The organism is Dietzia sp. UCD-THP (assembly GCF_000349585.1).
GTDB lineage: Bacteria > Actinomycetota > Actinomycetes > Mycobacteriales > Mycobacteriaceae > Dietzia > Dietzia natronolimnaea_A.
This window is the reverse complement of sequence record NZ_KB714650.1, coordinates 440,289-461,344: the sequence shown is the minus strand read 5'-3', so window position 1 is coordinate 461,344 and position 21,056 is coordinate 440,289. Positions and strand designations below refer to the sequence as shown.

At 71.2% G+C, this 21,056-nt stretch carries 21 protein-coding genes; 16 read left to right on the top strand and 5 right to left on the bottom strand.

Translation table 11 applies throughout. The features are described from left to right. Window positions 1–38: 38 nt before the first annotated feature. The 3 genes from H483_RS30625 to dapC all read left to right on the top strand — a co-directional run bounded on the left by H483_RS30625 (window position 39) and on the right by dapC (window position 4,161). The gene (locus tag H483_RS30625; protein ID WP_031264923.1) at window positions 39–2,633 is read left to right on the top strand and encodes a bifunctional FO biosynthesis protein CofGH; all 2,595 of its coding nucleotides are present in this window, start codon (window positions 39–41) and stop codon (window positions 2,631–2,633) included. An 86-nt stretch (window positions 2,634–2,719) separates the two neighbouring features. After that, window positions 2,720–3,043 (top strand): ferredoxin, encoded by a 324-nt coding sequence (gene fdxA, locus H483_RS30620; protein ID WP_017837128.1) that lies wholly within the window; start codon window positions 2,720–2,722, stop codon window positions 3,041–3,043. 5 nt (window positions 3,044–3,048) lie between these two features. Then, window positions 3,049–4,161 (top strand): succinyldiaminopimelate transaminase, encoded by a 1,113-nt coding sequence (gene dapC, locus H483_RS30615; RefSeq protein ID WP_017837127.1) that lies wholly within the window; start codon window positions 3,049–3,051, stop codon window positions 4,159–4,161. A 66-nt stretch (window positions 4,162–4,227) separates the two neighbouring features. Here dapC and dapD read toward each other — a convergent pair whose 3' ends face one another. Beyond that, on the bottom strand, window positions 4,228–5,196 hold the full coding sequence (gene dapD, locus H483_RS30610; protein WP_017837126.1) for a 2,3,4,5-tetrahydropyridine-2,6-dicarboxylate N-succinyltransferase: 969 nt from the start codon (window positions 5,194–5,196) through the stop codon (window positions 4,228–4,230). 60 nt (window positions 5,197–5,256) lie between these two features. Here dapD and dapE point away from each other — a divergent pair, with 60 nt between their 5' ends. The 8 genes from dapE to H483_RS30575 all read left to right on the top strand — a co-directional run bounded on the left by dapE (window position 5,257) and on the right by H483_RS30575 (window position 11,936). Further along, complete coding sequence (dapE, locus tag H483_RS30605) at window positions 5,257–6,426, top strand: succinyl-diaminopimelate desuccinylase (protein WP_017837125.1); 1,170 nt, start codon at window positions 5,257–5,259, stop codon at window positions 6,424–6,426. A gap of 64 nt (window positions 6,427–6,490) precedes the next feature. Continuing rightward, window positions 6,491–7,291: a TIGR00730 family Rossman fold protein gene (locus tag H483_RS30600; RefSeq protein WP_017837124.1), complete on the top strand. Its 801-nt coding sequence runs from the start codon at window positions 6,491–6,493 to the stop codon at window positions 7,289–7,291. After that, on the top strand, window positions 7,291–7,845 hold the full coding sequence (locus tag H483_RS30595; RefSeq protein WP_017837123.1) for a TIGR00730 family Rossman fold protein: 555 nt from the start codon (window positions 7,291–7,293) through the stop codon (window positions 7,843–7,845). The genes H483_RS30600 and H483_RS30595 overlap by 1 nt, the downstream gene beginning before the upstream one ends. Before the next feature lie 68 nt (window positions 7,846–7,913). Next, window positions 7,914–8,726, top strand: a complete 813-nt coding sequence (folP, locus tag H483_RS30590) for a dihydropteroate synthase (protein WP_081615195.1) — start codon at window positions 7,914–7,916, stop codon at window positions 8,724–8,726. Between the two features lie 84 nt (window positions 8,727–8,810). Continuing rightward, window positions 8,811–9,161 carry a DivIVA domain-containing protein gene (locus tag H483_RS30585; protein ID WP_017837121.1) on the top strand — a complete coding sequence of 117 codons (351 nt, stop codon included), beginning with the start codon at window positions 8,811–8,813 and terminating at the stop codon, window positions 9,159–9,161. A 90-nt stretch (window positions 9,162–9,251) separates the two neighbouring features. Next, window positions 9,252–9,419 carry a DUF3117 domain-containing protein gene (locus H483_RS38800; RefSeq protein WP_081615186.1) on the top strand — a complete coding sequence of 56 codons (168 nt, stop codon included), beginning with the start codon at window positions 9,252–9,254 and terminating at the stop codon, window positions 9,417–9,419. A gap of 79 nt (window positions 9,420–9,498) precedes the next feature. Further along, window positions 9,499–10,974: a M17 family metallopeptidase gene (locus tag H483_RS30580; protein ID WP_017837119.1), complete on the top strand. Its 1,476-nt coding sequence runs from the start codon at window positions 9,499–9,501 to the stop codon at window positions 10,972–10,974. Beyond that, the gene (locus H483_RS30575) at window positions 10,971–11,936 is read left to right on the top strand and encodes a putative RNA methyltransferase (RefSeq protein WP_238556298.1); all 966 of its coding nucleotides are present in this window, start codon (window positions 10,971–10,973) and stop codon (window positions 11,934–11,936) included. The genes H483_RS30580 and H483_RS30575 overlap by 4 nt, the downstream gene beginning before the upstream one ends. Here H483_RS30575 and glgA read toward each other — a convergent pair. After that, on the bottom strand, window positions 11,925–13,091 hold the full coding sequence (gene glgA / locus H483_RS30570) for a glycogen synthase (RefSeq protein WP_202959114.1): 1,167 nt from the start codon (window positions 13,089–13,091) through the stop codon (window positions 11,925–11,927). The two genes, H483_RS30575 and glgA, sit on opposite strands and share 12 nt — an antisense overlap. A gap of 143 nt (window positions 13,092–13,234) precedes the next feature. Here glgA and glgC point away from each other — a divergent pair, with 143 nt between their 5' ends. Further along, the gene (gene glgC / locus H483_RS30565; protein ID WP_017837116.1) at window positions 13,235–14,461 is read left to right on the top strand and encodes a glucose-1-phosphate adenylyltransferase; all 1,227 of its coding nucleotides are present in this window, start codon (window positions 13,235–13,237) and stop codon (window positions 14,459–14,461) included. Window positions 14,462–14,527: 66 nt separating this feature from the next. On the opposite strand, the gene H483_RS30560 is transcribed toward glgC, so the two are convergent. Continuing rightward, entirely contained in the window at window positions 14,528–15,136 is a 609-nt protein-coding gene (locus H483_RS30560; RefSeq protein ID WP_017837115.1) for an O-methyltransferase, read from the bottom strand. Between the two features lie 206 nt (window positions 15,137–15,342). Between H483_RS30560 and sigE the strand changes: the two genes are divergently transcribed. The 4 genes from sigE (at window position 15,343) to tatB (ending at window position 18,631) form a co-directional block, all read left to right on the top strand. Continuing rightward, a complete protein-coding gene (gene sigE, locus H483_RS30555; RefSeq protein WP_017837114.1) occupies window positions 15,343–15,966 on the top strand; it encodes an RNA polymerase sigma factor SigE in 624 nt (207 codons plus the stop codon). 119 nt (window positions 15,967–16,085) lie between these two features. Continuing rightward, window positions 16,086–16,505 carry an anti-sigma factor gene (locus H483_RS30550; RefSeq protein WP_017837113.1) on the top strand — a complete coding sequence of 140 codons (420 nt, stop codon included), beginning with the start codon at window positions 16,086–16,088 and terminating at the stop codon, window positions 16,503–16,505. Window positions 16,506–16,515: 10 nt separating this feature from the next. Beyond that, window positions 16,516–18,069, top strand: a complete 1,554-nt coding sequence (locus H483_RS30545; protein WP_238556297.1) for a S1C family serine protease — start codon at window positions 16,516–16,518, stop codon at window positions 18,067–18,069. 61 nt (window positions 18,070–18,130) lie between these two features. Continuing rightward, window positions 18,131–18,631, top strand: a complete 501-nt coding sequence (gene tatB / locus H483_RS30540) for a Sec-independent protein translocase protein TatB (RefSeq protein WP_017837111.1) — start codon at window positions 18,131–18,133, stop codon at window positions 18,629–18,631. 48 nt (window positions 18,632–18,679) lie between these two features. Here tatB and H483_RS30535 read toward each other — a convergent pair whose 3' ends face one another. Then, on the bottom strand, window positions 18,680–19,819 hold the full coding sequence (locus H483_RS30535; protein WP_017837110.1) for an Mrp/NBP35 family ATP-binding protein: 1,140 nt from the start codon (window positions 19,817–19,819) through the stop codon (window positions 18,680–18,682). A 54-nt stretch (window positions 19,820–19,873) separates the two neighbouring features. Then, on the bottom strand, window positions 19,874–21,004 hold the full coding sequence (locus tag H483_RS30530) for a lytic transglycosylase domain-containing protein (RefSeq protein ID WP_017837109.1): 1,131 nt from the start codon (window positions 21,002–21,004) through the stop codon (window positions 19,874–19,876). Window positions 21,005–21,056: the final 52 nt, after the last annotated feature.

The window sequence follows — 21,056 nt, the reverse complement described above, 5'->3', positions numbered from 1 at the left end:
CGCCCGGGACGTCGGCGGTGTGGGGCATCATCGCGTGCATGGATCTCGCCCCGGAACCCGCCGATCCCCACCCCACGTCGTCCGCGATGAGGCGGGCGCTGCGCCGGGCGCGGGACGGACTGACTCTCGACGTGACGGAGGCGGCGGTCCTGCTGGCCGCGCGCGGTGACGACCTGGAGTCGCTCATGGGGCTCGCTGCCGCACGACGCGATGCCCGGCTCGTCGACGAGGGACGCCCGGGGGTGGTGACCTATTCCCGCAAGGTGTTCGTCCCGCTGACCCGACTGTGCCGGGACCGCTGTCACTACTGCACGTTCGTCACCGTTCCCGGCAAGCTCCGGGCCGCCGGCGAGGGGATGTTCCTCGACCCCGACGAGGTGGTCGACCTGTGCCGACGCGGGGCGGAGGCCGGGTGCAAGGAGGCCCTGTTCACGCTGGGGGACCGGCCGGAGGACCGCTGGCCGGAGGCGAAGCAGTGGCTGGAGTCCCGGGGCTTCGCCTCCACCCTGGACTACGTCCGGGCCATGGCGATCCGCGTTCTGGAGGAGACCGGGCTGCTGCCGCATCTCAACCCCGGGGTGATGAGCTGGTCGGAGATGTCCATGCTCAAGCCGGTCGCACCGTCGATGGGAATGATGCTCGAGACCACCGCCACGAGGCTGTTCACCACCCCGGGTGCGTGCCACCACGGCAGCCCGGACAAGGACCCTGCGGTGAGGCTGCGGACCCTGACCGACGCGGGGCGTCTCGCGGTGCCGTTCACCTCGGGGATCCTGGTGGGCATCGGCGAGAACCGGACCGAGCGGGCCGAGAGTCTGCTCGCGCTGGCCGCGTTGGCCCGGGAGTTCGGTCACCTGCAGGAGGTGATCGTCCAGAATTTCCGGGCCAAGCCCGACACCGCGATGCGCGGGGTGGCCGACGCGGATCGCGACGAGTTCCTGGCCGCGATCGCCGTCGCGCGGCTGGTGCTCGACCCGCGTGTCGCCGTCCAGGCCCCTCCCAACCTCGTTGAACGTCAGGACGTGCTGGCGCTCGTCGGCGCCGGGGTGGACGACCTGGGCGGCATCTCCCCGCTCACACCCGACCACGTCAACCCCGAGCGTCCGTGGCCGCACCTCGAGGGACTGACCGCCGACCTGGCGGCGGCGGGCTGGTCGTTGACCGAGCGACTCACCGCCCACCCGCGCTACGTCGGTGCGGGCGACGCCTGGATCGACCCCAGGGTGTCGGGGCACGTCCACGCGCTCGCCGACCCGGACACGGGCCTGGCGGCGGTCGGCGGTGGTGGCGAGGGCGACGACGACGAGGTGGTCCGTTCCTCGGGGCGGCCGTGGCAGGAGCCCGACGACGACTGGGACTCGAGCGGCCGGACCGACCTGCACACCGCGATCGACGCCGAGGGCCGCAACACCGACACCCGTTCGGACATCGGCGAGGCGTTCGGCAACTGGGACGTCATCCGGGCCCGCGCGGCCGAACTCGGCGCCGCGGCGCTGGTTCCCGAGCGGGCGGATTCCGAGGTGGTCGCGGCGCTGCGGGCCGCGGAATCGGACCCCGCCGGCCTCACGGACGACCAGTACCTCGCCCTGGCCACCGCGACCGGGGACGGGCTCGCCGCAGTGGCCGGACTCGCCGACCGGATCCGCGCGGACGTGGTGGGCGAGACGGTGACGTACGTGGTCAACCGGAACATCAACTTCTCCAACATCTGCTACACGGGGTGCCGGTTCTGCGCGTTCGCCCAGCGCAAGGGGGACGCCGACGCGTTCTCGCTCTCGGCAGCCGAGGTCGCCGACCGCGCATACGAGGCGTACGTCGCCGGCGCGTCGGAGGTGTGCATGCAGGGCGGGATCGACCCGGACCTTCCGGTCACCGGGTACGCCGACCTCGTCCGGGCGGTCAAGGAGCGGGTGCCGTCGATGCACGTCCACGCGTTCAGCCCCATGGAGATCTCCAACGGGGCGGCCAGGTCCGGAGTGGGGGTCAGGGACTGGCTCACCGAGCTGCGGGCGGCCGGCCTGGACACCATCCCCGGGACGGCGGCCGAGATCCTCGACGACGAGGTCCGCTGGGTGCTGACCAAGGGCAAACTCCCGGCCTCCGAGTGGATCGACATCGTCACCACCGCCCACGAGGTGGGGCTGCGCTCGAGCTCGACGATGATGTACGGCCACGTGGACACGCCGCGGCACTGGGTGGCGCACCTGCGCACGCTGCGGGGGATCCAGGAGCGGACCGGGGGGTTCACCGAGTTCGTCCCCCTGCCCTACGTGCACCGCAGCGCGCCGCTGTACCTGGCCGGCGCCTCACGGCCCGGACCGACCTGGGAGGAGAACGTCGCGGTCCACGCCCTGGCCCGCATCATGCTGCACGGGGCGATCGACCACGTGCAGACGAGCTGGGTCAAGCTCGGGGTCGCGGGGACGCGGACCATGTTGCGATCCGGCGCCGACGACCTGGGCGGGACCCTGATGGAGGAGACCATCTCGCGGATGGCCGGCGCAGAGAACGGCTCGGCCAAGACCCCGGAGGAGATCGAGGAGATCGCCACCGGGATCGGACGTCCGGTCCGCCGTCGTGACACCGTCTACGGACCCGCCCACCGACCCGTCGGGGTGACCGTCGTCACATAGGTCGACCGGCTCGCGGGGCGGCTCCCGCATCCGCGTGGCCTGTGACATACGATTCAGGTCATACCGCTACGAGGAAGGTGGCTGACGTGACCTACATCATCGCAGAGCCGTGCGTCGACGTGATGGACAAGTCCTGCGTCGAGGAGTGTCCTGTCGACTGCATCTACGAGGGTGGACGGATGTTGTACATCCACCCCGACGAGTGCGTCGACTGCGGGGCGTGTGAGCCGGTCTGCCCCGTGGAGGCCATCTTCTACGAGGACGACGTCCCGGACGAGTGGACCGAGTACATCGCCGTGAACGCGGACTTCTTCGTCGAGCTCGGATCGCCGGGCGGCGCGGCCAAGGTCGGCAAGGTCGACTACGACCACCCGATGGTCAAGGCGCTCCCGCCCATGAACCAGGAGTGACCCCGGTGGTGTCGCGCCCGGAGCGCCGTCCTCCCGCGCGCGCACTTCCCGTGTTCCCGTGGGACACCCTCGCCGAGGCGAAGACCCTCGCCTCGGCGCATCCCGACGGCCTGGTCGACCTCACCGTCGGTACGCCCGTGGATCCGGTCGCCCCGGTGATCCGCGAGGCGCTCGCCGCAGGCTCGGACCGGCCCGGGTACCCCACGACCGTCGGCACCCCCGCTCTGCGGCGGGCCGCGGTTGACGCGCTGGAGCGCCGGTACGGCGTCACCGGCCTGGATGCCGGCTCGGTGCTCCCCGCCATCGGAACCAAGGAGATCATCGCGGGGTTACCCACCCAACTCGGACTCGGTCCGGGCCACACGGTCGTCGTACCGGAGGTGGCATATCCGACGTACGAGGTGGGGGCACTGCTCGCGGGGGCGGCAGTCGTCCGCGCCGACTCTCTGACCCAGCTCGGCCCGTCGTCGCCCACCCTGCTCTACCTCAATTCTCCGGCGAACCCCAGCGGTCGGGTACTCGGAGTGGATCACCTGCGCAAAGTTGTCGAGTGGGCCCGCGATCGCGGTGTGATCGTGGCCTCCGACGAGTGCTACCTGGGGTTGGTGTGGGAGGGGGAGGCGCCCTCGATCCTGGACCCCCGTGTGTGCGACGGCGATCACTCCGGCCTGTTGGCCCTGCACTCGCTGTCCAAGACCTCGAATCTCGCCTCGTACCGGGCGGGCTTCGTGGCGGGTGATCCGACCCTCGTGGCGGAGCTGCTGGCGGTCCGGAAGCATGCCGGCCTGATGATGCCGCTGCCCGTTCAGAACGCCATGACCGCGGCGCTGCGGGACGACGCACACGAGGCCGAGCAGCGCGAGCGATACCGGGCCCGGCGCGAGCTCCTGCTCCCGGCCGTGGAGGCCGCCGGATTCCGGGTGGATCACTCGGAGGCCGGGTTGTACCTCTGGGCGACGCGGGACGAGCCCTGCCGCGAGACGGCGGGCTGGTTCGCCCGGCGCGGACTGCTGGTGGCGCCCGGCGAGTTCTACGGGTCCGCTGGCGCCCGGCACGTCCGCATCGCCCTCACCGCCACCGACGCCACGGTGGCCGAGGCGGTGCGGCGGCTGGCCTGAGGCCGCTGAGCCCCGGCCGGCGCTCTTGTCGATGTTGGACGTCAGACGTGGGACGTCCTCCTGAGGTCAGTCGTTGGCGTGGAGCGCGTCGTTGAGCTCCACACCCTCCTTCTTCCACGGCACGGCCTCGACCGCGCCGGAGACGGAGTTGCGACGGAAGAGCAGGTTGTCCATCCCGGAGAGCTGGCCGGCCTTGACGGGTTCGCGGTCGGCCCAGGCACCCGCCCGGACGTCGACCTTCGTGCCCGCGGTGACATAGAGCCCGGCTTCGACCACGCAGTCGTCACCGAGCGAGATCCCTATCCCGGAATTGGCTCCCAGCAGGCACCGCTCGCCGATCGAGATGGTCTCCTTGCCGCCGCCCGAGAGCGTGCCCATGATCGAGGCGCCACCGCCGACGTCGGAGTCGGCGCCGACCACGACCCCGGCCGAGATGCGTCCCTCGACCATCGACGGCCCGAGGGTGCCCGCGTTGAAGTTGACGAACCCCTCGTGCATGACGGTCGTGCCCTCCGCCAGGTGAGCCCCCAGACGGACGCGGTCGGCGTCGGCGATCCGCACCCCGGACGGGACCACGTAGTCCACCATGCGCGGGAACTTGTCGATTCCGTAGACCGTGACAGGTCCGCGGGCGCGGAGCTTGGCGCGGACCAGCTCGAAGCCCTGGACAGCGCAGGGACCGAAGTTGGTCCACACCACGTTGCTCAGGGTCCCGAAGAGGCCGTCCATGTTCGCGTAGTGGGGCTTGATGAGGCGATGGCTGATCAGGTGGAGCCGGAGGTAGGCGTCGTACGCGTCGGTTGGGGCCTGCGTGAGGTCGTCGATCTCCACCCGGACCGCGACGCGCTCGACACCGCGGTCGGCATCGGGTCCGGTCAGCGGGGCGAGCTCGGCGGGGACCTCGTCGCCCGAGAGGATCCGGTGGCCCCCCTCGGAGGCGGCACCGAGCTCCGGCGCGGGATACCACACGTCGAGAACGGTGTGATCGGACGTCAGGGTGGCGATTCCGGTGGCTACGGCTCCGTGTGCACTCATACCCCGATGCTAGCGGTCGTCCCCGGCGCGCAACGGCGACGGGCATCTAAGGTGGACGCCGTGACCGCCGCCCTCGATCTGACCGCAGACCCGGTCGACCTCGCCCGTGCGCTCGTCGACATCCCCAGCCCCTCCCGGGCGGAAGCGGCGATCGCCGGCGCCGTCCACGCCGCGCTCGAGAAGGCGGTCGCCGGTTTCACCGGGCCGGCCGCCGGGCGGACCGAACTCATCCGGGACGGCGACCGCGTCCTGGCCCGGACCACCAGGGGCCTGCCCACGCGCGTGGTACTCGCGGGCCATCTCGACACCGTCCCGGTGGCGGACAACGTGCCGTCCACGATCACCGGAGAAGGCGAGGATCTGGTCCTGCACGGGTGCGGGGCGGTCGACATGAAGTCCGGGGACGCGGTGTTCCTCCACCTGTTCGCGACCCTGGCCGACTCCGCCGGGCTCGCACACGATCTCACCCTCGTCCTCTACGACTGCGAGGAGATCGAGGCCACCGCCAACGGCCTGGGGTTTCTCGAGCGCAGCCACCTTGACTGGCTCCGCGGGGACGTGGCGATCCTCGGTGAGCCCACCGGTGGTCTGATCGAGGCGGGATGTCAGGGGACCCTCCGTCTACGGATCCACACCCGCGGCACCCGAGCCCACTCGGCGCGGAGTTGGTTGGGCGACAACGCGGTACACCGGCTCGCCCCGCTGTTGGCGGCGCTCGAGTCGTACGAGCCGCGCTCGGTGGACATCGACGGATGCGTGTACAGGGAGGGGCTGCAGGCGGTGCGGATGTCCGCAGGCGTGGCCGGCAACACCGTCCCAGACGAGGCATGGCTCGACGTCAACTTCCGGTTCGCCCCGGACCGGGATCCCCATGCGGCGCTCACGCACGCACTCGAGGCGCTCGGGCTGACCCGGCCGGACCGCATCCCCACGGGTGAGGATCCGCCGAACGAGCCCGGCGTGTACTGGGAACTGACCGACATGTCCCCGGGAGCGCTGCCCGGTCTCGCGGCCCCGGCGGCCGCCGACCTCGTGCGTGCGGCGGGTGGGCGGGTGCGGGCGAAGTACGGGTGGACCGACGTGTCGCGGTTCGCTGCTCTGGGCATCCCCGCGGTGAACCTCGGCCCGGGCGATCCCGGGTTGGCGCACACGCGGGAGGAACACTGCCCGGCCACCCAGATCACCGCGGTGACCGGGATGCTCCACGCCTACCTCACCGCATCCGGCTGAACCCCGGAGCCGACACGATCCGGCCTCCGATTCCGGGCCGACCACTGTAGGAGATCTGACCCTGATGGCACAGAACGATTCGGTACACCTGCGCGGCCCGCTCCTCCTACGACGGGACAAGGGCGGCGATCGCACGACCACGGACCAGCGGTTGCTGGACAAGAATCAGGACACAGACTGGTTGCACACCGACCCGTGGCGGGTCCTGCGTATCCAGAGCGAGTTCGTCAACGGGTTCGGTGCACTCGCGGAGCTCTCCGACGCGGTGAGCGTCTTCGGCTCGGCGCGGACGCGCCCGGGCGATCCCGCCTACGAGCAGGCGGTCGAACTGGGTCGTGCGCTCGCCGAGGCGGGGTACGCCGTCGTGACCGGTGGTGGGCCCGGTCAGATGGAGGCGGCGAACAAGGGCGCCTGGGAGGCGAACGGTGAGTCCGTGGGTCTGGGGATCGAGCTGCCCACGGAGCAGGGGATCAACCGCTGGGTCGACCTCGGCCTGCACTTCCGCTACTTCTTCGTCCGCAAGACGATGTTCGTCAAGTACACGCAGGCCTTCGTGTGCACCCCGGGCGGTTTCGGCACCCTCGACGAGTTCTTCGAGGCCATCACCCTGGTCCAGACCAACAAGATCACCCGGTTCCCGATCGTGTTGCTGGGTGTGGACTTCTGGACACCTCTGGTGGACTGGATCCGGGGCACCCTCGCCGAGCAGGGCATGGTCTCGGCGTCCGATCTCGATCTGTTCCTTGTCACGGATTCCGTCGACGAGGCCGTCCAGTACATCCGCCGGGCGCATCATCAGGCCGCGCTGACCGCAGAGGAGCGGGAAGACCTGTTCGGCGAGGAGCACCGCGGGGTCGAACGATGATGGCCCCGGTGCCCGGGCGCAGGGTCTGCGTCTACTGCGCCTCCTCGTCGTACGACCCCGAGCTGCTGGGGATCGCCACCGAGGTGGGGGCGGCTATCGCCCGCCGCGGGTGGTCCCTGGTCTCGGGTGGAGGGCACGTGTCGATGATGGGCGCGGTCGCGGAGGCGGTGCGGGACGGCGGAGCCCGGACCGTGGGTGTCATCCCCGAGGGGCTGCGGGTGCGGGAGGTGGCCGACACCGCCGCGGACGAGTTGGTGGTGGTGACCACCATGCGGGAGCGCAAGCGCGAGATGGAGGAGCGCTCCGACGCCTTCCTCACCCTGCCCGGGGGGATCGGGACTATGGAGGAGATGTTCGAGATGTGGACGTCCGCCTCGCTCGGTTTCCACCACAAGCCGGTGGTGCTCTACGACCCGATCGGCTTCTACCGGCCGTTGCTGGACTGGGTAAGGGGACTCGTCGAGTCGGGGCTGGTCTCACCTCAGGCGTTCGAGCATCTCGTGGTCCGCGATGAGGTGGAGGCAGCCCTCGACGCCTGCGGAGGGCGTCGGTGACCCCACCGCCCTCGACCCCACCGCCCACGCTCTGCGGTCACCCGGTTCCCGTCGACCGTCCACTGGTGATGGCGATCGTCAATCGCACCCCCGACTCCTTCTACGACCGCGGAGCGAGCTTCACCGACGCGGCGGCGATGGAGCGGGTCGAGCGGTGCGTGGCGGACGGCGCGGACATCCTCGACATCGGTGGGGTCAAAGCGGGGCCCGGTGAGCTCGTCGACGCCCGTGAGGAGGTGCGTCGGGTCGTCCCCTTCGTCGAGGCGGTGCGCAGCAGGTACCCCGACGTCGTCCTCTCCGTCGACACCTGGCGCGGGTCGGTCGCCAGGCAGGCGCTGGCCGCAGGGGCCGATCTGGTCAACGACACGTGGGCCGGACACGATCCCGAGGTTCTGGCCGCAGCTGGCGAGGTGGGGGCGGGATTCGTGTGTTCCCACACCGGCGGCGCGGTTCCGCGGACCCGTCCCTTCCGGGTCGGGTACCGCGATGTCGTGCTCGACGTGGTCGCGGAACTGTCGGCCGCCACCGACCGCGCGACCGCCGCGGGCGTCCCGGCCGACGGGATCCTGATCGACCCCACCCACGATTTCGGGAAGAACACCTTCCACGGTCTGGAACTGCTGCGGCGGCTGGACGAGATCGTCGCCCTGGGCCACCCCGTCCTCATGGCTCTGAGCAACAAGGACTTCATCGGCGAGACCCTGGACGCGGGCATCGACGACAGGGCGGAGGGCACACTGGCCGCGACCGCCGTCGCGGCGATGATGGGTGCCCGGGTGTTCCGCACCCACGACGTGCTCGCGACCCGTAGGGCGGTGGAAATGGTCGCATCCATCTCGGGGAGCCGCCCACCTGCGCGAACGGTCCGGGGCCTGGCCTGACCCCGGGCGAGTCGCCGCCGCCGCCGTCGTGGCGGATGTGCCAGACTGGGGGACCGGCCCGGAATCCGAGGGGGACTCGCCCGCATGCTCACCGTCGTCGTCTACGTGGTGCTCACCCTGATCGTCGCCGCCGCGCTCTTCGCCCTGTCAGTCGTGGTCTTCGGCCGCTCCGAGTTACTGCCGGCCGTGGCGCGGGGCCACACGGTCACCTCGCTGCCGGAGGGCCCGCTCCGTGGAGACGATCTGCGATCGGTCCGGTTCGGGATGTCCGCACGTGGGTACACGATGGCGGAGGTGGACTGGGCGCTCGAGGAGGCGGCCGCGGAGATCGACCGCCTCCGCGCTCGACTCGACGGCGCGGGAAACGGCCCGCAGGCCTCGGACGAGGCGGGCCCAGAACGCGCTCCCGCGTCCGGGCACGGTGTGACGCGCTAGAATCGCAGCATCCATTCAGCAACACCGCACGTGGGCGCGGTCGTCCTCATCGGACGCGGCCCACTGCCAAGGACGAAGGGAATCGACCTGATGGCGGCTATGAAGCCCAGGACCGGTGACGGACCGATGGAAGCGGCCAAGGAGGGCCGCGGGATCGTCATGCGCGTCCCTCTCGAGGGTGGCGGACGCCTCGTCGTGGAGTTGACCCCCGATGAGGCGAGGTCGCTCGGCGAGGAGCTGACCCAGGCCATCTCCTGATCGTTCTCTGCTCTGTCGACTCGACGCACCCGACCCACGTGGCGGGTGCGTCGTTTCGGCTCTACGGAAGGTGAACCCGATGTCCGAGATCCCCTCACGTCCACTTCCCACCGTCCGAGTGGTCGGCGGATCGGAGGACGTCGACGGATGGCCCCTGGTCACCCGGCCCGCGGCGACGGTCGGATCCCTCCGTGGTCGCCCGGCGGAGGCGCGGACGAGCGTCGTCGACGGGCGGCCGGTGGTGGAGGTGGAGGTCGACGCGTCGTCGCCCCGCCCCGGCTGGGCGGGCACGGTGGACGTCGGGATCGGTTTCCGGCGCGCGGGGGCGGCCGTGGCGAGGCACCTGCGCGATACGGGCAGGACCGAGCAGGTCGCGGTCGCGGTTCCCGGGGTCGTTCCGGTGGACCGGCTGGGGGATCTGGTGCTGGGATACCTCCTGGGCGCCCGTGGTCAGGACGTCTTCGCCGCCGAGCTGACGCCGGTGCCACCGGCCCTGGTGGTCCGGGTGTCGACCGGCACGGGGACCGAGGACGACGACGAGGAGGTCGTCCGCGCCACCGTGGCGGCCGCCGAGGGCTCCGCTCGGGCGACCGCCCTGGCCCGCGATCTCGCCGGCGCTCCCGCCGACCTCAAGACCCCTGAGTGGCTCGTGGCGCGGATGGCCGACGTGCTGTCCGATGCCGGGATGAGGACCCGGGTGCTCGAGGGTGACGAGCTCGTCGAGGGCGGATTCGGGGGTGTCCTCGCGGTGGGCGGTGGTTCCGCCGCGTCCCCCCGGGTCCTGGTGGCGCGCCGACCCGGACCCGGTACGCGCGTGCTGCTGGTGGGAAAGGGCATCACGTTCGACACCGGCGGGATCTCGGTCAAACCGGCGGACGGGATGCATCTCATGCGCACGGACATGGCGGGTTCGGCCGCGGTCGTGGCGGCCGCGGCCTCGTACTGCGCCGACGCGAGTGACCGGTACGCCGATCTCGATGTGACCGTCGTGGTGCCCTCGGCCGAGAACATGCTCTCCGGTTCCGCGTACCGACCCGGGGACGTGGTCACGCACGTGGGGGGTACGACGTCGGAGGTGACCAACACGGACGCGGAGGGCCGGATGGTGCTGGCCGATGCGTTGGTGCACGGTATCGCGGAATGCGATCCGGACGTGGTCGTGGACGTGGCCACTCTGACCGGGGCGATGAAGGTGGCGCTCGGGATGCGGACGGGTGCGGTGATGGCGACCGACGACGATCTCGCGGACCGCGTGTCCACCGCGGGAGCGGACGCGGGCGAGCGGTGGTGGCGCCTCCCGCTTCCCGACGACCTGCGCCGGGCCGTGGATTCCGGTATCGCGGATCGGCGGCAGGCTCCCGCGGGCCCGGGTGCGATCACCGCGGCCCTCTTCCTGGAGGGGTTCGTCGACGGTCGGCCGTGGGCTCACCTGGACATCGCCGGCCCGGCGCGGTCTCCGGAGGAGATCGACGAGGTAGGACCGGTGGCGACCGGTTTCGCCACCCGCACCCTGGTGGGGCTGCTCCGGGATCTCGTGGACCGGCCGCGGCGGTGACCCCGGCCCCGGCCGCGCTGACGAGGGCGGTGCCGCTGTTGCGGTGTCCGCTGTGCCGAGCGCGCCTGGAGTCGACAGAGGCCGGAGTGCGGTGCGAAGGCGGGCATGCGTTCGACCGCGCGCGCGGTGGTCATCTGACGCTCCTCGGCGCACGGGGCCGACGATTCCCCGGCGATTCGGTGGACCAGGTCGCCGCCCGCGAACGAGTCCTCGGCCACGGGGTGTTCGACGGCGTGGCCGAGGTGCTGGTGGAAGCGGCGGTGGAGGCGGTGTCGAAGGGGTTTGCCGGGACGGTCGACTCAGACGATCGCCCCGTGGTCCTGGACGCCGGTGCCGGCACCGGGTTCTATCTCGACAGGGTCATCGACGCGCTGCGCCGTACCGGTCCGAGGAGCGGGGCGGGCAGTGGTGCGAGCTGTGGTGCGGGGGGCGATGAGGCCGCGGACGCCGCGGGAGGCCCGCTCGGCATCGGCACGGAACTCTCCGTCGCCGCCGCCCGTCGGCTGGCCCGCGTCAATCCTCTCGTCGCGGCGCTGGTCGTCGACACGTGGGACGGGTTACCCCTGGAGGACGGGTGCGTCGATGTGGTCCAGGTGGTCTTCGCACCCAGGAACCCCGCCGAGTTCGCGCGGGTCCTACGACCGGGCGGGACCCTGCTCGTCGCGGTGCCGGGCCCGGGCCACCTCGAGCCCCTGCGGACCCGTGCCGGGATGCTCGCGCCCGCGTCGGACAAAGCGCAACTCCTCGACACCCGACTGGCCGCGGGCTTCGACACCGGACCGGTCCGGGTGGTCGACGTCACCACGGCGGTCCCCGCGCGCATCGCCGCGGATCTCGCGCTCATGGGGCCCAGTGGCGTGCACCTGGACCGCGCCGGTGTCGAGGCCGCGGTGGGGGTCGGTGACGCTCCCCTGCGGGTCCACGTCGAAGTGCGGTCCTTCCGCAGGTCTCTACAGGAGTGAGGCGTACATCGCGTGGGTCTGCTCGGCGATCGCCTCCCACGCGAACCGGGTCCGGGCCCGCTCCTGACCGGCGCGGCCGTAGGCGGCGGCCTCGACGGGGTCGGCCACCAGCTCGTTGACCGCGGCGGCGAGGCCGGCCTCGAAGGCGTCCGGGTCCGCCTCGTCGTAATGGACGAGGATGCCGGTCTCGCCGTCGACGACGACCTCCGGGATCCCCCCGACATCAGAAGCCACGACCGCGGTGTCGCACGCCATCGCCTCGAGGTTGACGATCCCGAGGGGTTCGTACACGGATGGGCACGCGAACACCGTGGCGGCGGAGAGGATCTCGATGACCTCGTCGCGCGGCAACATGTCACGGAGCCAGAACACGCCGTCACGGGAGGACTGCAGATCGCCGACCAGGGACTCCATCTCGGCGGCGATCTCCGGGGTGTCCGGCGCACCCGCGCACAGCACGAGCTGCGCGTCCGGGTGGAAGTCCCGGGCGGCACGGACCAGGTGGGGCACCCCCTTCTGTCGGGTGATGCGGCCGACGAACGCCACGATCGGCCGGTCGGGGTCGACACCGTGGCGGCGGAGGACGGAGTCCTCGCCGGCGAACGTCTCGACCGGCGACCACACGGAGGTGTCGATACCGTTGAGGATCACGTGGATCCGGCTCGGGTCGACCTCGGGGTAGACGCGGAGGATCTCGTCCTTCATCCTCGCACTCACGGCGACCACCGCATCCGCGTGGGCGAAGGCGTTGCGCTCGGACCACGACGAGACGCGGTAGCCTCCGCCGAGTTGTTCCGCCTTCCACGGGCGACTGGGTTCCAGCGAGTGCGCGGACACCACATGCGGGATCCCGTAGAGCTCCCCGGCGAGGTGACCCGCGAGGCCCGCGTACCAGGTGTGGGAGTGGACGATGTCCGCCCCCTCCGCGGCCACACACATGCGCAGGCCCGCCGAGAGGGTGCGGATCGCGGGGTTGGCGTCCTCGCCCAGCTCCGGATCGGGGCGAAACGCCCGAGCGGTGTCCCGGTCGGCGCCCATGCACAGGACGTCGACCTCACACAGCGGCCTCAGGGTGGCCACCAGTTCGGTCACGTGGACGCCCGCCCCGCCGTAGACCTCCGGCGGGTACTCCCTCGTCATCATCGCTACTCGCACACCGGCCAACCTAGCCGCCCACGGCGTCCCCTGGAGCGTTGCGGGTGAACCCCGCCCGACCACGGGGTGTCCTGCCGGGGCGGTGCGGGGGCAAGTCCCGCGATGGCCCGCGTCGGCGGCCCGGAAATCGTTACGGTGGGGGTGTGAGGAATCAGCCGCACGTCCTAGCAATAGTCCTCGCCGGTGGCGAGGGCAAGCGACTCTTCCCGCACACGGCGGACCGCGCCAAACCAGCGGTCCCGTTCGGCGGGTCCTACAGGTTGATCGACTTCGTCCTGAGCAACCTCGTCAACGCCGGCTTCATGCGGATCTGCGTCCTCACGCAGTACAAATCGCACTCCCTCGACAGGCACATCTCGCAGGTGTGGCACATGAGCGGGATGGGCGGTGAGTACATCACCCCCGTCCCCGCGCAGCAGCGGCTCGGGCCGCGGTGGTACACCGGATCGGCGGACGCCATCCTGCAATCGTTGAACCTGGTCTACGACGAGAGGCCCGACCACATCGTCGTCTTCGGGGCGGACCACGTGTACCGCATGGATCCCCGTCAGATGCTGGAGCACCACATCGAGACGGGAGCCGCGGTCACGGTCGCCGGGATCCGGGTCCCGCGGCGTGAGGCCTTCGCCTTCGGTTGCATCGACGCGGGGGAGGACGACCTGATCCGCGACTGGGTCGAGAAGCCCTCCGATCCGCCGGGGACTCCGGACGACCCGGACGCGACCTTCGCCTCGATGGGCAACTACATCTTCACCGCGGACGCGCTCGTCGACGCCCTCAAGGCCGATGCGGAGAAGCCGGATTCCACCCACGACATGGGCGGGGACATCATCCCCGCGCTGGTGGAACAGGAGCGCGCGTACGTGTACGACTTCGCTCGCAACCGGGTCCCGGGTGAGACGGAGCGCGACAAGGGGTACTGGCGTGATGTCGGGACCATCGACGCCTTCTACGACGCCCACGTGGATCTGGTCTCGGTGCACCCGGTCTTCAATCTCTACAACAAGCTGTGGCCGATCCGTACGCAGCAGGACAACCTCCCGCCCGCCAAGTTCGTCAACGGTGGGATGTCCCAGGAGTCGATGGTGGGGGCGGGGACGATCATCTCCGCGGCCACTGTGCGCAACTCCGTGGTCTCCAACAATGTGGTCGTGGAGGACGGCGCCGTGGTGGAGGGCAGCGTGCTCATGCCCGGTGTCCGGATCGGCCGGGGGGCCGTGGTGCGCAAGGCGATCGTGGACAAGAACTGTCAGATCGGGGCGGGTGACGTGATCGGGGTGGACCATGAGCGCGACCGTCTGCGGTTCCCCGTCAGTGCCGGCGGCGTGGTGAGCGTGTCCAAGAACTCGGTCACGTCGCTACCGGGCTGAGACGGATCGGCGGGCACCGGCCGGCCGCCGCCCGGCCCGGTGTGGATCAGCCCGGTGCGGTGTGGATCAAAGGGTGACGACGGTCAGCCCGCCGCCGACGGGCAGGACGGTGGCGTGAGCGTGCTCGGGCAGGTCCGCCCCCTCCGGCAGCGGAGCGTGCTCACCGATCAGCACCAGCGCGCCACCGGGGCGCAGCAGATGGTGGGCCCTCGCCAGTACCCGGGAGACCGAGTGGTCCGGCACGTCGGCGACGAGCAGGTCGTAGGCCCCGTCGGCGAGCCTGTCCGCCACCTCCAGGGGCCGCGCCGCGATGTAGCGGGCGGCGGACGCGGGGTGGCCGGCGTCCCGCACCGCGGCCCGGGCCGCCTCCAGGTGATGAGGGTCGTCGGTGATGCAGGTGACCACGGCCCCGGAGCCCTGTCCGGCTGCCGCCAGGATCGCCAGGGCGGGGACGCCGGGAGCGGGGGAGATGCACACCGCGGCCCGGGCGCCGGTCAGTCTCGCGACCAACCGGATCACCTCGGCGGTCAACGCGTCCGGAGAGGCGGCACCCAGTTCGGCCGCGTCCGCGCGTGCTGGGGCGTAGAGCGAGTCGTCGACCAGGCCGGCGCTGCGACGCGCGAGATCGGTGAGCCGGGAACGGTCGGTGGCGGGGACATCAGTCGAATCGGACACCTGATCAGCGTATCGCCGTGTGCGCGTACGACGTGTCCAACGCGCGGTGATCGGATCGGTATGAGACTCTCAGGGGGATCTCAGTACGGGTATACCGTGAGGACAGCCCGATGAGGGAGGGTGGGACCACGTCGCGCCACGAGGGTGCGGCGGAAGACCGCGCGGGCGACTTGCGAGGATCCCGCGCCGGAAGGCGGCGGCAGCGCATGTACTCGCAGACCGTGCACGAGACGTCGATCGTCCCCGGCGGGGACCACGAGGAGGCGGTGGGGACCGCGCGCTTCGACGCGAGCGGCGACGCCGCGGACATGCCGTCCTGGTCCCACCTCGTCGCCCAGCACGGGGACAGGGTCTACCGACTGGCCTTCCGGCTCTGCGGTAACGCCCACGACGCGGAGGACATCACCCAGGAGGCGTTCATCCGGGTGTTCAGGTCCTTGGACAAGTACAAGCCGGGCACCTTCGAGGGGTGGATGCACCGCATCGTCACCAACCTCTTCCTCGACATGGCGCGACGCCGGTCCCGCATCCGCTTCGAAGCTCTCCCCGACGACGCCGAGCGGGTGCCGGGCCGGGAACGCAGTCCGGAGCAGGTCCTCTCGGAGGAGACCTTCGATCCGGTACTCCAGACCGCCCTGGCCAACCTCTCACCCGAGTTCCGCGCGGCGGTGGTGCTGTGCGACATCGAGGACCTCAGCTACGAGGAGGTCGGGCGCATCCTCGGGGTGAAGATGGGGACGGTCCGCAGCCGGATCCACCGGGGACGGTCCGCCCTGCGAGCCGAGCTCGAGGCGGCCGGGGTGACCGGGGTGCACCAGGGCGTCGACTGATCTCTCCGGGTCTGCGGGGAACCAGAGCCGCTCCCGGCGCGTTGATCCCCTTGGACGGTGGGAGCACCGGGCGCCGGCCGGGATCCGGTGCCGAGGCGGACGGACGAGAAGGGGCGAGGGTGGACCGACACCAGGCGGGACGCGGGTCCACCCCCGAGTACCGGTTGTCCCGGGATTCGGTCCGTGAAGTGGCCGAGAGCACGCCGCTACCTCGTGGGGGGCGCCACTTCCTGTCCACCGACCACCTCTCCACCGAAGCGGCCGCGGCGTATGTCGACGGGTGCCTCCCCGCCTCCGGAAAGGTCCGCGCGGACGCCCATCTCGCCCAGTGCCCGCAATGTCGCCGCGAGGTGACCGAACAGCAGGACGCACGTCGGGCTCTCCGCGGTTCCGGGCCCATCCACATGCCCGGGGACCTGCGGGATCGGCTCCGACGGCTCGGGGAGGGCGCGTCCGAGGACGTCCCACCGGTCACGGAGCCCTCGTCGCGCAGCCCGTGGTCCAGGCTCCTGCGCCGCCTGCGCCCGTCCGGCCGTTAGGCTGGGCCGCGTGGAGGATGAGAATGGAGTGCCGGGCCCGGCGGGGCGGGGTGCGGATCCCGACCGACCGCTCCGCGAGCCGGCCCCGATCCACAAGCCCGAGGTGGACGAGGCCGCCGCGGGGATCTTCTCCCGTCCGGCTGGGGTGACCGGGGGATTCGATCCCCGTCGCCCGGCGTTACCGGACGCCCCCTCGTCACCGGGCCCCTCGTCACCGGACCAGGCGTCCGGGCCGGCACACCGAGACGATTCCGACCCCGCACTGGCCGCCGCGTTCGGCCCGTCCGAGGACACGGGCGGGGGAATCCAGCGACACCCGTCGTGGCAGGACCAGGCCGAGGAGCCGCCACCCGCATCACCCGACCCCTGGCGCGATCCCCACGCGCCGGTGGGGTTCGGCGCACCCGCCGTGGAGGCGGCCGAGGAGTTCGGGCCCCAGGACCTGTCCGGTGACTCCGGGCCCCCGCCTTCCAGGCTGTCGCTCTCCGAGGCCCTGTTCGAACGGCGACTGAGTCGGCAGGCTCTCGCGGGAGCAGCCGCCGCCGTCGCCGTCATCGCCCTGGTGGCTGGTGGGATCGGAGCGGTCGTCGCCGATTCGGCGCGAGTGCTCACCACATCGACCGTCCGCATCGCCGACGCGCCGACGAACGTCCTGCGGCCCGACAACCCGGTAGGTGAGGTGGCCCAGCGCGTCCAGCCGGCGGTGGTCAACATCCAGGTCTCGACTCCCTCGGCGCGGGGTGAGGGCTCCGGTATCGTCATCGACCCGCAGGGTTACATCGTCACCAACAATCACGTCGTCACGATGGACGGCGCCGCGGACCGGGCGGACATCGACGTCGTCTTCCCGGACGGGACCAGGGCGTCGGCCGAACTGGTGGGCCGCGACCCAGCGACCGACCTCGCGGTGCTCAAGGTCGACGGGGTCCAGAACCTCACCGTGGCGACACTCGGGGATTCCGAGCGGGTCGAGGTGGGCGAGCAGGTGGTGGCCATCGGTTCGCCCCTGGGCCTGGCCAGGACGGTCACCGAGGGCATCGTGTCGGCCACCGAGCGGCCGATCGCACTGGGGGAGTCGACGTCCGACGGGGATGTGGTGATCGACGCCATCCAGACGGACGCGGCGATCAATCCCGGCAACTCGGGCGGCCCGCTCATCGACGCCAGTGGGGCGGTGATCGGCATCAACACCTCGATCTTCACCCGGACCGGCGGATCGATCGGCCTGGGTTTCGCGATTCCCGTCAACGACGTGCGCGCCATCGCGACCTCGCTCATGACCGAGGGCTCCGTGCGTCATGCCACAATCGGAGTGAACGCGCGCAAGGCGGACAACGGCAACGTCGAGGGCGCCGAGCTCGTCAACGTCCGCGAAGGCTCGCCCGCGCTCGAGGCCGGCCTGCGGGAAGGCGACGTGGTGACGATGATCGGTGACCGTCGGGTTCGCTCCTCCGACGAACTCATCGTGGCCGTCCGTCGCGCCGGCGCGGACGTGGACGTCCCGGTGGAGGTCATCCGCGACGGATCACGGATCGAGGTGACCGTCCGGCCCGTCCTCGCCTGACTCCGCCGTGGTCCGAGGTCGTGGTGACCAGGGGCGCCGGGACGACGTATCCTCAGAGACGATGTTCTCAAACGTGGGTTGGTCCGAGCTCCTGGTGTTGGGCGTGATCGCGCTCGTCGTCCTGGGGCCCGAACGCCTGCCCGAAGCCGCCCGGTGGCTCGCCTCCGCGATCCGCAAGGTCAAGGAGTTCGCAGGGACCGCCCAGCAGCAGCTGCGCGATGACTACGGGGCCGACTTCGAGGAGTTCCGCGAACCGCTCAAACAGCTCAGCGACCTGCGGGGCATGAGCCCCCGCGCGATGGTGACCAAACACCTCCTCGACGGGGACGACTCCCTGTTCACGGGCGATTTCGGCGCAGCGGCGCCAGCAGGGGGGCCACAACCCGCCGGTTCCCAGTCCACCGGGCCGCAGTCAACGGGACATCAGTCCACCGGCTCGCAGTCGGCCGGCCCCCAGAGAACCGGACCCCGCCCGTCCGCCCCCCGGTCGACCGGGCCGTCCCCCCTGTCCTCGCCCACGTCTCCGGGCGCCACGCCGACCTGGGACCCGGACGCCACCTGAGCCGCCCGCACCCGCCCCCTCGGACGGGTCGACACCGCAGTTCGCCGGTCAGAGGTGGCGGGTGGTGTCGATACCGAGGTTCATCCCCGCCAGGCCGCGAGGCCGGACCGCGAGACCGTCCGCGATCTCCCGGTAGGCCCGGCCGGACGGAGAGTCCGGTTCGGCCAGGACGATCGGGGTGCCCTCGTCGCCGTGCTCGCGGACGGCCTGCTCGAGCGGCACCTGGCCGAGCAGCCGGACCGGCGCCCCCACCGAGCGGGAGAGGTTCGCGGCGACCTCGGCGCCACCGCCGGTGCCGAAGACGTCCATGCGGGTCCCGTCGGACAGTTCGAGCCAGGACATGTTCTCGATCACGCCCGCGATGCGCTGACGCGTCTGGAGGGCGATCGACCCGGCCCGCTCGGCCACCTCGGCGGCCGCCTGCTGTGGTGTCGTGACCACGAGGATCTCCGCCGACGGGATGAGTTGCGCGATCGAGATGGCCACGTCACCCGTGCCGGGCGGCAGATCCATCAGCAGCACGTCGAGGTCCCCCCAGTACACGTCGGCGAGGAACTGCTGGAGTGCGCGGTGCAACATCGGGCCACGCCAGACCACCGGGGTGTTGCCCTTGGTGAACTGGGCGATCGAGATGACCTTCACGTCGTGGGAGACCGGCGGGAGGATCATCTGCTCGACCTGGGTGGGTCGCGCGTCGGTGCCGAGCATCCGGGGGATGGAGTGCCCGTAGATGTCCGCGTCGAGAACCCCCACGGACAGCCCGCGGGACGCCAGCGCGGTCGCGAGGTTGACGGTGGCGGTGGATTTACCTACGCCGCCCTTGCCCGAGGCGACCGCGTACACCCGGGTCAGGTTGCCGGGCTGGGCGAACGGGATGACGGGCTCGGCCGCGTCGCCCCTGAGGTGTTTGCGCAGTTCCGTGCGCTGCTCGTCGTTCATCACGTCGAGGTCGACCACGACCTCGCCCACGCCGGCGACGTCCGCGACCGCGGTGCGGACCCGATCCGTGATGGTGTCCCGCATCGGGCACGTGGCCACCGTCAGGTAGATGCCTATGTCGACCCGGCCGGAACCCTCGTCGATGCTGACGCCCTTGACCATGCCGAGCTCGGTGAGCGGCTTTCGGATCTCCGGGTCGTCGACTTTGGCCAGGGCGGCGCGGATCGATTCTTCGCTGGGTGCACTCATGATGCCCCCGAGTCTAGGCGTCCGGGTGGGGGCGTCGGGGTGGGGGCGGGCGATTCAGGCGGGTGGTGGCACGCAGAACGGCGCGATGCAGGGGAGCTCGAAGACCGGCAACCCGGGTGGAGCCGGGGCGACTTGTGCAGGCGGCGCGGGCGGCCGAGGAGCCGGAACGTTCTCCGGGGACGGGGACGGCGGTGCGGGCTCCGCAGGGGGTGCGGGCGGCGGCGTTACCTCGGTGCACCCGGGCACCGGGGCACCGGGCTCTCCGGGCTCTCCCTGCCGGGGAGGCGCCGGTGGGGCGGTGGGCCGCCCCTCCCAGCCGTCCGGGCAGTGTTCGGGGGTCGCCGGGGGTTCCACGATCGGCTCGGGCTTGTGGATCTCCGGCAGGTCCGCGGGCAACGGGTAGGCGTTGACGGCGTACCCGTGGGCCCAGGCGTTGACGTTGGCGACGTAGGCGAGCGAGTTGTTGTAGGCGAGGATGGCCCGGGTGCGAGCCGCGGGGTCGCCCATCGACCCGCCCTGTCCGCACAACAGGGTCGCGGCCGCGAGTGCGCCGTCGTAGATGTTGTTGGGGTCGGCCACACCGTCTCCGTTGCCGTCCCTGCCCAGCACGGCCCAGGTGGACGGGATGAACTGCACGGGCCCGACCGCCCGGTCGTACTCGGTGTCGCCGTCGAACCTCCCACCGTCGGTGTCGGTGATGACGGCGGTACCGGGCAGCGATCCGTCCAGGCGGGGACCGAGAATCCGACCGATGGTGTTGCCCTGCGCGTCGAAGCGGCCTCGGCCCTGGTTGGACTCGACCTGACCGATCCCCGCGAGGATGGTCCAGTCCATCTCGCACTCGGGCTTCTCGATGTTGAGGCGGTCGGTGGCGCGGTGGTAGGCGTCGAGGGCGATCCCGGGAATGCCCAGGGGTCCGTCGGGAATCGTCGCCGGCTCGATGTGTGCGGCCCCGGGATCGTCCGTCTCGCTCGGCGGCGGTGTCTCAGAGGTCGGGGAGGTGGTTCCGGGCGCGATCGACGGATCCTGAGCCGCGGTCTCGGCCGCCTGGACTATGCCGGATGCGCCGGTGGGTCGACTGTGGTCCATGGTCAGGCTCACGGCCGTGAGTACGCCGATCACACCCACGGCGACCGCCGCGCTGGTCAGTGCCCGTCGATCAGTATCGTGCGCGATCTTGCGCAAAGTTCCCCCTACAACGTCCGGACGGTGTCGCGAGCGGGGTGCGTCGTGACAT

Excerpts from the sequence above, each read along its gene's own strand:
- H483_RS38800 (WP_081615186.1), top strand. The coding sequence starts at position 9,252 with ATGGCGGCTATGAAGCCCAGGACCGGTGACGGACCGATGGAAGCGGCC.
- H483_RS30580 (WP_017837119.1), top strand. The coding sequence starts at position 9,499 with ATGTCCGAGATCCCCTCACGTCCACTTCCCACCGTCCGAGTGGTCGGC.
- H483_RS30600 (WP_017837124.1), top strand. The coding sequence starts at position 6,491 with ATGGCACAGAACGATTCGGTACACCTGCGCGGCCCGCTCCTCCTACGA.
- tatB (WP_017837111.1), top strand. The coding sequence starts at position 18,131 with ATGTTCTCAAACGTGGGTTGGTCCGAGCTCCTGGTGTTGGGCGTGATC.
- H483_RS30595 (WP_017837123.1), top strand. The coding sequence starts at position 7,291 with ATGGCCCCGGTGCCCGGGCGCAGGGTCTGCGTCTACTGCGCCTCCTCG.
- folP (WP_081615195.1), top strand. The coding sequence starts at position 7,914 with ATGGCGATCGTCAATCGCACCCCCGACTCCTTCTACGACCGCGGAGCG.
- H483_RS30535 (WP_017837110.1), bottom strand. The coding sequence starts at position 19,819 with ATGAGTGCACCCAGCGAAGAATCGATCCGCGCCGCCCTGGCCAAAGTC.
- sigE (WP_017837114.1), top strand. The coding sequence starts at position 15,343 with ATGTACTCGCAGACCGTGCACGAGACGTCGATCGTCCCCGGCGGGGAC.
- H483_RS30585 (WP_017837121.1), top strand. The coding sequence starts at position 8,811 with ATGCTCACCGTCGTCGTCTACGTGGTGCTCACCCTGATCGTCGCCGCC.
- dapD (WP_017837126.1), bottom strand. The coding sequence starts at position 5,196 with ATGAGTGCACACGGAGCCGTAGCCACCGGAATCGCCACCCTGACGTCC.
- H483_RS30625 (WP_031264923.1), top strand. The coding sequence starts at position 39 with ATGGATCTCGCCCCGGAACCCGCCGATCCCCACCCCACGTCGTCCGCG.